The following is a 13,597-nucleotide window of genomic DNA, read 5'->3' as shown; positions in this document are numbered from 1 at the left end:
CCTGGGCGTTCTGAACCCAGAGTTTTAAAACGAAGGCCGAAACCGTATCCTCGAATGCAAGAACCTCGCTCTGTCTTGAAAGCTAAACTACGAAGGTGATTAAGCCTTTTTCAGTGCCATTCGACTTCAGTCCTTATCAAAATCAGAGGACTGAAGTCCTTACTACAAACCAAATCAAGAGGTTTGTAGTGAGGACTTCAGTCCTTATCAAAATCAGAGGACTGAAGTCCTTACTACAAACCAAATTAAGAGGTTTGTAGTAGCGCCCCGATCGCCCTTACTGTAATTCTCGCAAGGTAGGAATTAAATACTGTGTCAAAGTAAAGGCATCTACACCTAATTCTGTCCGTTCTTTGGCTGCTGCGATTCCGGCTCTAGCGTGCCACCACGCTGCTGTTGCTGCCACTTCTTGGGGGGGGGATTTACGGGCGATCGCACTTGCTAACAATCCCGCTAATAAGCCTGTGAGAACGTCGCCGCTGCCGCCTCTGGCGAGGGCTGGGGTGCTTTCGGGATTGAGATAGGTAACGGTACGTGAAGCGTAACTATCCCCTAGGGAATCGCCGTCATCCTCCTTCCAACTTATGCAAACTCTGGCTCCTTTGAGCAATACTGTTGCACCGCAAAGCTCTGCCGCTGCTTGAGTTGCGGCAATTCGATCGCCCATTTCGCCAGCTAATTCGGGAAACAAACGCTTAAATTCGCCCGGGTGAGGGGTGATAATTGTTTGCGATCGGCGTTCCGATAAAATGGGTATTGTGCCGAGTTGAGCGAGGATATTTAAACCGTCGGCATCTAACACCAGAGGTCGATCGCACTCCAGTACAGATTCTACAGCGATGGCGGCTTCCAATGTCAGACCTGGGCCTGTGGCGATCGCATCGTAGGAGTTCAAATCAATTGCTACCGGCAACTCCTTAATGCCACCGCTTGGGGTTTCGGGACATCCTATAACTAATGCCTCTGGTAAATGACTGCTCAACATCGGTTTAATCGACTGAGGGACGGCAATTGACAGCATTCCGACTCCGCTGGCTCTTGCTCCCAATGCGGCTAAAATTGCGGCTCCGCTGTAACGGCCCGAACCTGCAACAATTAGTAAGTGACCGTTGGTGTATTTGTGCGAAATTGGCGATCGGGGTAATGGTAAATGCTGAATTGCCGATGCTTTAGTAATGCGTTGTATTGCTGGAACATCGCCCAAGATCGCTGCAATATCTGCAACCGGAATATCAAAATCAATTAATTCACAAGTCCCAATATATTCTAATGCTTGGTCTTGCAGAAATGCTCTTTTCCACAACCCCAAACACAATGTATGTTTTGCCCGGAATGCCGCACCTAAAACTGCTCCAGTATCTGTATGAATTCCCGACGGAATATCTATACTAAAAATCGGGATGTTTAAATTATTTATTTCATCAATCGCGGCGGCTGTGGGGTTAGCGATTTCTCGTTCCAACCCAAAACCAAATAAACCATCTACGAGAAAGTCGCATTTTTTCAGCGGTTCGATTTTATCAACAAATGCAATATCTAAATGACGCGCATAATCAGCGTGACTTTTGGTAAGTTCTTTGAGTTTAGAAAACGGACAGTAAATAATTACTGGGAATCCTTTAAAGTGCAATTCGCGGGCCACAACCAAAGCATCGCCGCCGTTATGTCCCGGCCCAACCAACACCCCAATAGCTGGGAATTGAGAATTAACAATCTTTTTCCCTTCGCCGCTTTTCCTTCTATACGTTACATCCGTTTCAAAATCCGTTGCTGAACTTTCCTCTTCCCCCAACAGCACCTGAATGCGTCTAGCAATCAGGTGCGCGACTTTTTCCATTAAAGCTGCTACAGGCATTCCAGCAGCAAAAATTCTGGTTTCTATTTGCCGCATTTGGTCGGCAGTGACAACAAATTTTTGAACAGTCATAATTAGTGATAAAATTTCAGCTAACAGCAGCAGTACCAGCTTGAACAGTTCGCGATCGCAATTCTGACAATACTTAAAAGAGTTTTTAGGTACGTTGTTGCGCTCTTTGCGCCAGATTTAGCGCTAAAGCGCAACAACGTACCTTTTTTAATGTACCAGTTGCGTCCGGGACGGTTGTAGTATTTTTGTGGTATAATTAATTAGATCGATCGAACTTGCGTAACAGTAAAACAGTAGAATAGCAATTTATTTCCGAACCGTCAGTAACTCAGCCTTAAAGGGACTGAGCTTGTAAGAGAAATCTCTCGCGAGCTGTACTGACGGGCCTAAGTCTTAACTGACTACGTTATTTGAGTCACGACACCGGAGAATGCGACGCCAGTTTTCCGCTCTGTCGCTAGTGGTTAAACAGTCTTAAAGTCACTGAGACAGTGCTGCTAGCCTAAAAAGCTTTTATAACATTGGCGAGGCGAACATTACTCTCGCAAGAGAGATCGAGGCAACTATACCTCACCGGAGGGGCAACCATACCCCTCCAACCCCGCAAGGGGATTCAAGGCGGTTGAAACCGCTCTTGGAGTTTCCCACGAGCGGGAGTCAACGCCACGCTCGTTTCCCATTTACCGAACTTTTTTATGAACAAGATTGTCGTAGGCCTCTCCGGCGGGGTCGATAGTTCCGCAGCAGCCGCAATTTTACACCATCAGGGCTATGAAGTGGTGGGTTTAACGCTGTGGTTGATGAAAGGCAAAGGTCAATGCTGCTCTGAGGGAATGGTTGATGCCGCTAAAATTTGCGAAGATTTGGGCGTTCCCCACCACATTGTTGACAGCCGCGAAGTCTTTCAGGCAAGTATTGTCGATTTTTTGGTGAACGGTTACAGTGCAGGAGTTACACCTCTGCCCTGTTCGCAGTGCAATAAAACTGTGAAGTTCGGGCCGATGCTCAAGTACGCTCGCGAAGAGTTGGGTATTGAAAAGATTGCTACCGGGCACTACGCTCGCATTACCTATGATACTGCTACGGATCGCTATCAGTTGCTGCGGGCGATCGACCCTGCGAAAGATCAGTCTTATTTCTTGTACGATTTAACACAGGATTTGCTGGCGGGTACGGAGTTTCCTTTGGGGGAAATCACCAAGACTGAAACTCGCAGAATTGCAGCCGAATTTGGCTTGACAACCGCTGATAAGCCGGAAAGTCAGGATTTGTGTTTGGTGGAAAGTAACGGTTCGATGCGGGCTTTTCTCGACAAGTACATTGCGCCGCAAAAGGGTGACATTGTAGACAAGTCCGGCCGCGTACTCGGACAGCACGACGGCGTACACCACTACACTATCGGCCAGCGGAAGGGCCTGGGGATTGCCGCACCGGAACCGCTGTATGTGATTGAACTTGATGCTGGTGCTAATCGGGTAATTGTGGGCGATCGCCAGTTGGCGGTAGAATCTGACTGTAATGTCCAGAAAGTAAATTGGGTTTCTGTCGATCGACCGATCGCTCCAATTCGAGCTTCCGTGCAGATTCGCTATCGATCGCAACCCGTCCCCGCTACAATTATTCCCGTAGAATCATCCGAAGCAGACGAAAAAGCCAGCGGTACAAGAGTCAAGGTGATTTTTGACGAACCGCAGTTGAGCATTACCCCCGGACAAGCCGCAGTTTGGTATGACGGAGATGTGCTCTTAGGCGGCGGGATTATTGAAAGAAAAAAACTCCCAAATTGATGTTAGGGGCTGGCTCCCGTCCCCACCCCACAAGAAATCTACCACCATATAAATGTACTCTTTCTCTTTGTGGAACAGGCCGGAAAGCCTGTTCCAAGAAACCTTCCACCATAAAATTTACTCTTTGTGGAACAGGCATCTTATACCAATTTAATGTGAAGTTGCACATATTCCGATCCCCCTCGCATCCCCATGATAGTCGGGGGACTTTGAGAAGATTCCAGTCCCCCCCTTATTAAGGGGGGTTAGCAGGGTGGATTAATTGTCAGGATAGGAGATATAAAACTACCAAAAGTATCGCTCAAAGGTCGGCTCGCGCGATCGGCCAAGGTACGTAGTTGCGATGAAAGCGCTCTTTATAGGATTAAGAAAGAGCGCCCAAGCGCAACTACGTACCTAATTTGTCTGACGACAATAAAACCGCCCTGCTTATTAAGGGGGGTTAGGGGGGATCAGATTCGGGAGCAGCCTCATAAAAAATTGGTATTACCTGTTCCACAATTAAAATTGTTGTTCATTTGACAGGGTGAAATTCTCTTAACTAACTTTCTTTTCCAAACGCAACACATTCCCCCTAGCATTGGTGCGGTAAACCCAAGTTTGGCGGCCATCGGAAACCACAACCCGCCAACCTTCAACAATCATTTGGCCGCAAATTTCATCAGATTTCGCGAGTCCCAAACAAGTATTCGGCCAACTTTGCCGGCTCGATTCAGTGACTTTGAACTTGTCAGCAGCAATCCCAGTCAATTGCGACAACTCTTGGCGAACTGCGGCTGCGACGGTTGCGGGAAATTGGTTCGGAGGATTTTGGCGCGCACCCTCAGCCAAATTGCCCGGTTCGGAAATTAGACTATTTAGTACCAATCCCGAATAGCTGATTTTTTTTTGATCCCCGACAGCGGGAAATTGCTGCGCTGTTTGCTCATCTTGGTTTTCCACCTGAACGAGGGACTGTTTGATGGCGCCCGCGTTAGCCGCAGCGGTGTGGATTAGCGCCGGATATATTTCCCATGCCAGAATTCCCGTCAGCACCAAAGCCAAGATTAAAGGATTAGGCTGCTTTTCACCTCGGTTTTGATTGTTTTGAGAGTTATTTTCGGAGATTGGTTTCATAGTACGCTCTCTGCCTCACTTTACACTCTTGCGCGATCGCTCCGGAGCACTCAAATGCAGATACTGATATAGACACTGCTGCTGGTGCTGTTTGTTCCTTGGTGCAGAACCGACTTAACAGAGTCGTGCGGCACAAGTATCTTATACTCCCTGCTGCCACTTCTGTTTCAGGAAACTTGCACTACCAGTTATTACTTAATTTTTACTTTTAGTATAGTATTGAGCAAAATTTATCGCTAGGTAAATCTGCTGAAAAAAAATTGATTTTGGCGGAACATCTCAGTATAAATGACTATTCATCGTGCCCAAACTTCTGAAGGTTTTGTAGACAAGGGGAGGCGAACTGAGCCAGTGAGAGCCAAGGGATGCCGTACAATCTGCAGCAACAGGACGGGAACGCATGATAAATTAAGCAAGCTATCGCTGATTAATTAGAGGATTTAGGTTTTAAAGAGCGATCGTCCCCGAAAATAACTTAGTAGCGATCGCTACTTTTTTAGTAACATCTTGTTGAAATATATCGATTATGAACAGAAAATCCCTAGGAATCCATTTAATGAATCGGATCAGCTATCCTCAAAAATTCATCTTGATCGGTTTTCTATTTGCGATGCCGTTAGTCTTGATGATGTACCTGCTGATTTCCGAAATTAACACCAGAGTTGATTTTGCCCAAAAAGAAATCTACGGCAATCAATACCTGCGTCCGCTGCGCCAGTTGAGGGAATACATACCGAAATTTCACCTGTTAAATTATCAGGGTTTAAATCCAAATTTAAGCCAGCACGAGTCCTGGGATAATTTTGAAGCTAAGATAGACGCGGACTTTCAATCCCTGGCAAATACAGACCGCCAGTTAGGAATAGTTTTAGTTTCCCGCGAGCAATTTAATGCCATTTATCAAAATTGGCAAAAATTTAAACTTCATCGCAGCCAGTGGAGTTTAGAAACTTACGATGTTGTATATCAAAAAATAGCATCTGATATTAATAAATTGAGCGCTCGCGTCGGCGATACTTCCAATCTCATATTAGACCCAGATTTAGATACCTATTATTTGATGGATGCAACTTTGTTGAAAATCCCAGAAATGCAAAAATTATTGTCAGAAATTAGGCTATTTTCTCAAAAAAGTAGCCTGCGTTCCGATGCCACACCTGAAGAAAGAGCGAAATTGGTTACTTTTGCGGGCAAATTGAGAGAACTCAATCAGGATTTAGCAATCAATATGGAGGTAGGATTTAGCAACAATCCTCACGGGAATCTGCGACCGAAATTAAGCCAAGATTTGATAAATTTTAACTCAGTAGTAGAGCAACTAACTGCCCAACTAGATAAACTAATTTATCCCACAGCCGCAGTCGAATATTATACCTATCTCGATGGCAGCGACCGAGTTCTGAATTCGAGTTTTGAACTGTGGGACAAAAGTGTCAATGAATTAGACTTTATCCTGCAAAAACGTATAGATGCTTTAGTTGCTAGAAAACACTTGATTTATGTTTTTATTCTAATTATCTTAACAATAGTTGTTTATTTATTTGTATCTTTTTACCTGGCAGTCATGCAAACTGTATTTGTGCTTGAGGAAGCGTCAAAAAATATGGCAAGTGGCAATATTGACCACAAAATTATTTTGGATAACAAAGATGAACTCGGGCAAGTTGTGGGTGCATTTAACAAGATTGCCGAGGCTTTGGTTGGTGCGAATCAAGAAATTACTGTTCTTAACGATCGCCTAAAATCCGAAAATATGCGGATGAGTGCCGAACTAGATGTCACTCGCAAAATTCAGCAGATGCTGCTGCCGAAAGACCGAGAATTGAAGGAAGTTATTGGCTTAGATATTGCAGGATTTATGGAACCTGCTGATGAAGTAGGCGGCGACTATTACGATGTACTCCAGCACGAAGGTAAAGTAAAAATTGGTATTGGCGACGTGACGGGACACGGATTGGAGAGCGGTGTTTTAATGATTATGCTTCAAACAGCAGTGCGAACTTTGCTCACCTACAACGAAGCCGATCCGGTAAGATTTTTAACCGCTATTAACACTGTAATTTACGATAATATGCAGCGGATGAAATGCGATAAGAACGCTAGCCTTGCTTTGCTAGACTATCACGAGGGAATGCTGAAGTTGAGCGGCCAGCACGAGGAAATGATTGTCGTGCGGTGTAACGGTTCGGTCGAGCGGTTTGATACAATCGATTTGGGTTTCCCGATCGGGCTGGATGAAGATATTGCTGATTTTGTGGCCCAAACCCTTGTCCAGTTGCATTCAGGAGATGTGGTAGTGCTGTACACTGATGGGATTACGGAGGCTAAAAATATGAATAAAGTGCTTTATGGTTTAGATAGGTTAATTAAGGTAATACAGATTAATTGGCAGCGAACGGCTACAGAGATCAGGCACGCTGTAATTGACGACGTGCGATCGCACATCGGCGAACAAAAAGTTTTTGATGACATCACATTGCTGATTCTTAAACAAAAATAAGTAATGGGGAATGGGGAATGGGGAATGGGGCATTGGGCAAACAGGGCATTGGGCAAACAGGGCATTGGGCAAACAGCGCATTGGTAGCAAATAACAATTAACAATTAACAAATAACAAGAGTCAACAAATAACAAATAACAAATAACAAATAACGATTAACAAATAACAACAGTCAACTGTCAACTGTCAACCAACAACTAACATGATTCAGACTTTCGGGGATTTCATCGAGCCTACTCCCAGCCACGAATATTTAATAATTGGATTTTCCCCGAGTTCGATCCCCCTCAAGCAGCGGTGGCGGAACAATGGTTTGTCGGCGGATTTTCTGGCTGACTACTTGACGACTTTTTTCCCTGGAAACGAGGATGATCCCTCGACAATTGACAGACAAGCTGAAATTAAAAGTGCTGTTAGCTACATTGCTAATGAGTTATTAGAGAATGCGATGAAGTTTAATGATGAGACATCGGAACACCCGATCAACATTAAACTGCAATTAAAGAGCGACGGACTGATTTTCTCAGTTGCTAACAGCATCTCTCCGCAAGGTGTGGGGAAGTTTCAGGCTTACATTCAGCAGTTGCTGGAGTCGGATCCGAGCGAGCTGTACATTGAGCAGTTGGAAAAAAATGCTGCTGACGAAACTTCTACTAATTCAGGATTGGGCCTGCTAACCATGCTCAGCGATTATACCACCCAAATAGGTTGGAAGTTCCAGACGGTGCAAAAAGACCCGGAAGTAATTACGGTGACAACTATGGTGCAATTAAGAGTATAAGTATCGCTGGCGATCGATAATGTCTAAGGGACTTTTTTTGCGGCAATGGAAATTAAAACAGAAGATTACGGGATCTGTTACGATCCATCAACGGCAACCGTGAGTTTTATAGGATCTCTAAGGTTGAGCAGGCCCCAAGAGTACGCGCCGATAGTGCAGTTACTGGAGGAGGTAGCCGATTTGGCACCGGCAAAAATTACCCTCAATTTGCAACAGTTAGAATTTTTGAACAGTTCAGGCATAAATATGCTGTCGAAGTTTATTATCGCAGTACGCAAAAAAGCTCGGGTGCAAATGGCGGTACAAGGTTCTCAATGTATAGCTTGGCAAGGTAAATCTGTGAAGAATTTCCAGCGCCTAATGCCGAGTTTGCAGTTTGAATTACTATAGACGTATGATGACTTTTAGGGTATGGACTGTTGAGGAAGTTTCTGTTAGTCGAGGCGCAAATTCTCGGGTTATGCTGGAAGAACAACCATCTAGAGAACAGCTACTTTTAGAGATAGAAAGATTGCGCCAGCAAGTGGAAGACTTGAAGGAGGAAAAAGCGGATCTGGAAATCTTGCTGGAAAATACTGCTGAACATTCCGATACGGTTGAATCTGAGTTGCGCTATCGGGCATTGGAGGCGGTGCGGGAAGGTGAAGTTAAGCTAGCTCAATTTCTCGAAGCGATTCCCGTAGGCGTGGCCGTGCTCGATGCTCAAGGTAAACCTTACTACGTCAATCGTGCCGGACAGCAGTTACTCGGCCAAGGGGTGTTGCCGTTAAATGCTGTTGATGATTTGTCAAAAAGTTATAAATTTTATATCGCGGGAACTGATATTATTTACCCTGCCGATAATTTGCCGATTGTCCGAGCGCTGAAGGGAGAAAGTTCGACGGCTGACGATTTGGAAATTCATCAATCCGACAATAAAATCCCCCTTGAGACTTGGGGGACGCCAATTTTTGACTGTGGCAAAGTTGCTTTTGCGATCGCAGTTTTTCAAGATGTCACGGAACGCAAACAAGCTGAAGCCGACCGCCAAACATTTATTAAGGAATTATTTGAAGTCAATAAAAGCTTAGAAAAATCTCTGGATGCTGAATCGGAATTAACTGATGCCTACGGGCGATTTGTGCCACATCAATTTCTAAATTTGTTGGGATATGAAAGTATTATTAATGTCAGTTTAGGCGATCAAGTGCAGCAGGAAATGTCGGTGCTGTTTGCGGACATCCGCGATTTCACGACGCTTTCCGAAACTATGACTCCTCAAGAAAATTTTAATTTTATAAATGCTTACCTGTCGCGCATGGAGCCTGCTATTACTAGCAATCATGGGTTTATTGACAAATATATCGGCGATGCGATTATGGCTTTGTTTAGCGACTGTGCAGATGATGCAGTGAAAGCTGGTATTGCGATGCTAAATATCCTGAACGATTACAACAGATACCGTTTAAGTGTGGGCTACATTCCGATTCAAATTGGGATTGGGATCAATTCTGGTTCTTTGATGCTGGGGACAGTTGGTGGCAAAAGCAGAATGGATAGCACGGTGATTAGTGATGCTGTTAATTTGGCGTCTCGGATTGAAGGGTTGACGAAAGATTATGGCGTTCCTCTGTTAATTTCTCAGCAGACATTGGAACGGTTGCGAAATCCGGCTGATTATAAGATTCGGATTGTGGATAAAGTACAGGTAAAAGGAAAATTACAATATGTCACAATATATGAGGTCTTCGATGCCGATCCGCCGGAAATTCTCTCGGCTAAGCTAGCAAATTTGGCGGTATATACTGAAGCGATGTTACTTTGCGATCGCCATGAGTACCGATTGGCAGGAAAATTGTTTGAAGAGTGTTTGCGGGCAAATCCGAGCGATCGGGTAGCTCGCATTTACCTGAAACGCTGTCGGGATTGGCGATCGCTCCTCAGGGAATTTTAGTCAGTTGGCAGGAAAGCAGTTGACAGTTGACAGTTGACAGTTGACAGCAGTCAGTGGGAGCATCTCAGTTTTGATGTTTTGATTTTATAGTGCGAGCGTCCCCGCTCGCGATTATAGATCGCGAGCGGGGACGCTCGCACTGTAAAGCAATTGCTTTTTTGCATTCATTGAGATGCTTCCGCAGTCAGTTTTAGAGGTTTCGCGACATTGCATCTACTAAGAAACCGGGTTTCTGATTTATAAGTGCGTAAGTCTTGATAATATGATTAGTAATTTGGAGTGTCAATAAAAGACGATGGAAATCAACAAGCGGCAGTCGAGAATATCTATAAAACCTTCAGTGATTAAAGTTATAGCTCTGTTCTGCCTCTGCTGCTTGTTAGTTGCAAGCTGCGGACAGAGTGCCAGTCGATCGCCCAATTCGCCCAATTCGCCGAACAACGATCGCGTGACAATTGGCACAACCTTGAAATTGCGGACGATCGACCCCGCCGACGCTTACGAAACCATCTCAGGACAACTGCTGCGAAATTTGGGCGATACTCTCTACACCTACGAGTCGGGAACGACAAAGTTAATCCCCCACTTGGCGACAGCAATGCCAAAAGTGAGCAAAGACGGATTGACATATACAATTCCCTTGCGTCAAGGCGTGATTTTTCATGACGACACACCGTTTAACGCCGCAGCAATGGAATTTTCGTTGCAGCGATTTATCAAAAATGGCGGTCGTCCGGCTTTCTTGTTGGGCGATGCAGTAGAATCGGTGAAAGCGACGGGCGAATACGAATTAACTTTTCAACTCAAAAAGCCTTTTGCTGCTTTTCCTTCCCTGCTGACATTTGCCGGCCTTTGTCCGATTTCTCCGAAAGCTTATGAGATTGGAGACGGTAAATTTAAACCCGATACTTTTGTAGGAACCGGACGCTACAAACTGGCGAAGTACGGTAGCGATTCTCTGAAGTTTGACGCCTTTGATAAGTATTGGGGAGAAAAACCCGTTAATAAAGGTATTGACATTTTGCTGCTTTCGAGTTCTTCAAATTTGTTCAATACTTTTAGGACTGGTGCGATCGATGTAGCTTATTTATCCCTGGATGCGGATCAAGTTCGCAGCTTGGACGAGGGAGCAAAAAAAGGGAAATGGCAGGAAATCGTGGGGGAGAGCAGTACAGTTAGTTATATGACGCTGAATCTCAATTCTAAACCGCTGGATAAGTTAGAGGTGAGACAGGCGATCGCAGCGGCGATGGATCGGCCGCTTATTAACGATCGCGTCCTCCGAGGACAAGCCCAGCCTCTGTACAGCCTGATTCCCACAACCTTCGACGTTAACAAGCCAGTGTTTAAAGAAATGTACGGCGACGCCAACATGACAAAAGCCAAGGAATTGTTAACAAAAGCGGGATATTCGGCCACCAATCCGTTTATTTTTCAAATTTGGCATCCTAGTGGTTCCACAAAACGAGGTTTAGTGGCGAGTACGATTAAAGCTTTAGCCCAACTCAAAATGGACGGGATCATGCAGGTGGAAATTAATAGCGTTGAATCTCCGACTTTGTTTCAGAATATCGAGAAGGGGATTTATCCTGCGGTGTTAGTGGATTGGTACGCTGACTTTTTCGACGCTGACAATTACATTCAGCCGTTTTTGGATTGTGCGACGGGTTCGGCGGCCCGCGGGTGCGAGAAGGGTGCGAGTCAGGGGCAGGGTTCGTTTTATTATAGCGATCGGGTAAATCAACTGATCGCCAACCAGCGAAAAGAAGCAAACCCTCAAACCCGCAAAGCTTTGTTTGCCGAAATTCAGGACATACTAGGTCAAGATGTACCTTTCATCCCCCTATGGCAGGATAAGGACTATACTTTTGCTCAGAACAGCATCACGGGTGTCCGTCTCGAACCGACGCAATCCTTTCCCTTTTGGTTCCTGAAAAAGCAATAATTGTTTACAATAATTGTTAAGACTTGAAACGTTCATCATCCTATCATATTTTGTGCACAATAGGGTGATGATTGTCACAGTTTATCGAAGAGACCGATCACCCCACTCTCTCTAAAAATGTTGGATATTATTAGTAGAGAGAGCTATCGCTGAGGGTGAGTATATGAAATTTGGAATTTTAACAACAACAGGGCTGCTAATTGCGATCGGTTTTGCTTCTGGAGTCAAAGCAGAAAACGTATCAGATGTCAAGCAACTATTAGAAACTAAAAATTGCAGCAAATGTGACTTGACAGGAGCGCAGCTTTCTGGTATGGATCTCAGCGGTGCAAATTTGAGCGGTGCAAATTTGAGCGGTGCAAATTTGAGGGGTACAAATTTGAACGAAGCCAAATTAAACGGAGTAAATCTGACACAAGCTAAATTGCAAAGTGCGAGCTTGATTGGGGCTAAAATGCACGGGGCAAATTTGGAGGGTGCTGATTTGACTCGGGCTAACCTGAGTTTGGCTGGTTTAGTAATTGCCAGTTTGAAAAATACCAACCTCACCAGTGCTAATTTGGTCGGGGCGAATTTAGAAAGTGCTAATTTGGCTGGGGCGAACCTGAGAAATGCCCGTCAGTCTGTCGCGAATCTGGGAAATATCACCCTCCGGGGCGGTAGTTTGGCGGGAATAGATGTGCTGGGGGTCAACTTGCGGGATGCTAATTTGACTGGTGCTAATTTGACCGGTGCTAACTTGAACGGTTCAGATTTGACTGGCGCTAATTTACAGGATGCCAATATGGCAAATGTAGATTTGAAAAACGCTGCTTTGCCGTAGGACGATCGCCAATTGCTATATCAGACTATCGTGTTTAATAACCTTAATATAATCCTGTAGGGGCAATTTCTGAAATTGCCCCTATAATTTTAATTTCCTTCAATCAGTTGACAGTTTGTAGGGGCGGTGGATGGTGCGGGCCCGCCCTCTTCGTTGACAGTTGACAAAAGAAGGAACAGGATTGGAGTAACGAAGAGCCTGATTTTAATTTCTCCCGGGCTTGGGGCTTTAAACCCATTCTTTCTGGTAATTTTAATTTTCCGTTAAGTCTGAGATGAGAGAGGACTGAAGTCCTCACTACAAACCTGAGAGTTATTTAACTTGATTTGAGATCAATCTTCGTCAGCGGCATCTTGGGGAAAACGGATAATGTCATCATCTCCTAGATATTCGCCATTTTGGATTTCAATCATCACCAAGGGAATAACGCCGGGGTTTTCCACGCGGTGAGCGGTATTCATGGGAACGTAGGTTGACTGTTTCTGCATGAGAATGGTCTCTTTGTCATCGCAGATAACTTTAGCGGTACCGGAGACGACAACCCAGTGCTCGCTGCGGTGATAGTGCATTTGGGTGCGGATGTGGTGTCCCGGTTTGACTTCGATGCGATTGATCTTGTAGCGATCGCCCGCGTCTATGACTGTAACTTTACCCCAAAACCGGGTTTGCGTGCGATCGTCCGTTTTTTCGATTGTGTCCACTGTTTCCACCATCTTGTTTATCTCGCTAATGGTATGTGTAAAAATATCTATAGTGGAAAGTATATCAGGCACTGGGTAAGTCGGGGAAGGTGCGTTGCGTGCGATCGGCTTTTGCAAGTTTTGTTAACGGCTCATTCTTGAGT

11 protein-coding genes are annotated in these 13,597 nt (G+C 45.0%); 7 read left to right on the top strand and 4 right to left on the bottom strand.

The window, feature by feature from the left end:
* Positions 1-277 precede the first annotated feature (277 nt).
* Positions 278-1,927 (bottom strand): NAD(P)H-hydrate dehydratase, encoded by a 1,650-nt coding sequence (locus QZ918_RS11240; RefSeq protein WP_293334715.1) that lies wholly within the window; start codon positions 1,925-1,927, stop codon positions 278-280.
* A 635-nt stretch (positions 1,928-2,562) separates the two neighbouring features.
* Here QZ918_RS11240 and mnmA point away from each other — a divergent pair.
* A complete protein-coding gene (mnmA, locus tag QZ918_RS11235; RefSeq protein WP_293334712.1) occupies positions 2,563-3,654 on the top strand; it encodes a tRNA 2-thiouridine(34) synthase MnmA in 1,092 nt (363 codons plus the stop codon).
* A 537-nt stretch (positions 3,655-4,191) separates the two neighbouring features.
* Here mnmA and QZ918_RS11230 read toward each other — a convergent pair.
* Entirely contained in the window at positions 4,192-4,770 is a 579-nt protein-coding gene (locus tag QZ918_RS11230; protein ID WP_293334709.1) for a DUF8738 domain-containing protein, read from the bottom strand.
* A 556-nt stretch (positions 4,771-5,326) separates the two neighbouring features.
* On the opposite strand from QZ918_RS11230, the gene QZ918_RS11225 reads away from it, so the two are divergent.
* From QZ918_RS11225 to QZ918_RS11200, 6 genes are all read left to right on the top strand, one after another.
* Positions 5,327-7,270, top strand: a complete 1,944-nt coding sequence (locus tag QZ918_RS11225; RefSeq protein WP_293145722.1) for a PP2C family protein-serine/threonine phosphatase — start codon at positions 5,327-5,329, stop codon at positions 7,268-7,270.
* Positions 7,271-7,473: 203 nt separating this feature from the next.
* A complete protein-coding gene (locus QZ918_RS11220; protein ID WP_293334706.1) occupies positions 7,474-8,052 on the top strand; it encodes a slr1658 family protein in 579 nt (192 codons plus the stop codon).
* 45 nt (positions 8,053-8,097) lie between these two features.
* Positions 8,098-8,442 (top strand): slr1659 superfamily regulator, encoded by a 345-nt coding sequence (locus QZ918_RS11215; RefSeq protein ID WP_293334703.1) that lies wholly within the window; start codon positions 8,098-8,100, stop codon positions 8,440-8,442.
* Positions 8,443-8,512: 70 nt separating this feature from the next.
* The gene (locus QZ918_RS11210; RefSeq protein ID WP_293334737.1) at positions 8,513-9,985 is read left to right on the top strand and encodes an adenylate/guanylate cyclase domain-containing protein; all 1,473 of its coding nucleotides are present in this window, start codon (positions 8,513-8,515) and stop codon (positions 9,983-9,985) included.
* A gap of 295 nt (positions 9,986-10,280) precedes the next feature.
* Positions 10,281-11,930, top strand: coding sequence for an ABC transporter substrate-binding protein (locus QZ918_RS11205; RefSeq protein WP_293334700.1), 1,650 nt, complete (start codon positions 10,281-10,283; stop codon positions 11,928-11,930).
* A gap of 163 nt (positions 11,931-12,093) precedes the next feature.
* Entirely contained in the window at positions 12,094-12,753 is a 660-nt protein-coding gene (locus QZ918_RS11200; protein ID WP_293334697.1) for a pentapeptide repeat-containing protein, read from the top strand.
* 103 nt (positions 12,754-12,856) lie between these two features.
* Here QZ918_RS11200 and QZ918_RS11195 read toward each other — a convergent pair whose 3' ends face one another.
* Positions 12,857-13,051, bottom strand: coding sequence for a hypothetical protein (locus QZ918_RS11195; protein WP_293334694.1), 195 nt, complete (start codon positions 13,049-13,051; stop codon positions 12,857-12,859).
* Positions 13,052-13,085: 34 nt separating this feature from the next.
* Complete coding sequence (locus QZ918_RS11190) at positions 13,086-13,466, bottom strand: cupin domain-containing protein (protein WP_442921422.1); 381 nt, start codon at positions 13,464-13,466, stop codon at positions 13,086-13,088.
* Between the last annotated feature and the right edge of the window lie 131 nt (positions 13,467-13,597).

Source organism: Microcoleus sp. CAWBG58 (assembly GCF_020883045.1).
In the GTDB taxonomy this organism is placed as follows: domain Bacteria; phylum Cyanobacteriota; class Cyanobacteriia; order Cyanobacteriales; family Microcoleaceae; genus Microcoleus.
This window is presented reverse-complemented; position numbering and strand designations above follow the sequence as displayed.

Coding starts and splice junctions, on each gene's coding strand:
- QZ918_RS11210 (WP_293334737.1), top strand. CDS start 8,513: ATGCTGGAAGAACAACCATCTAGAGAACAGCTACTTTTAGAGATAGAA.
- QZ918_RS11220 (WP_293334706.1), top strand. CDS start 7,474: ATGATTCAGACTTTCGGGGATTTCATCGAGCCTACTCCCAGCCACGAA.
- QZ918_RS11215 (WP_293334703.1), top strand. CDS start 8,098: ATGGAAATTAAAACAGAAGATTACGGGATCTGTTACGATCCATCAACG.
- QZ918_RS11190 (WP_442921422.1), bottom strand. CDS start 13,466: ATGGTGGAAACAGTGGACACAATCGAAAAAACGGACGATCGCACGCAA.
- QZ918_RS11240 (WP_293334715.1), bottom strand. CDS start 1,927: ATGACTGTTCAAAAATTTGTTGTCACTGCCGACCAAATGCGGCAAATA.
- mnmA (WP_293334712.1), top strand. CDS start 2,563: ATGAACAAGATTGTCGTAGGCCTCTCCGGCGGGGTCGATAGTTCCGCA.
- QZ918_RS11225 (WP_293145722.1), top strand. CDS start 5,327: ATGAATCGGATCAGCTATCCTCAAAAATTCATCTTGATCGGTTTTCTA.
- QZ918_RS11230 (WP_293334709.1), bottom strand. CDS start 4,770: ATGAAACCAATCTCCGAAAATAACTCTCAAAACAATCAAAACCGAGGT.
- QZ918_RS11205 (WP_293334700.1), top strand. CDS start 10,281: ATGGAAATCAACAAGCGGCAGTCGAGAATATCTATAAAACCTTCAGTG.
- QZ918_RS11200 (WP_293334697.1), top strand. CDS start 12,094: ATGAAATTTGGAATTTTAACAACAACAGGGCTGCTAATTGCGATCGGT.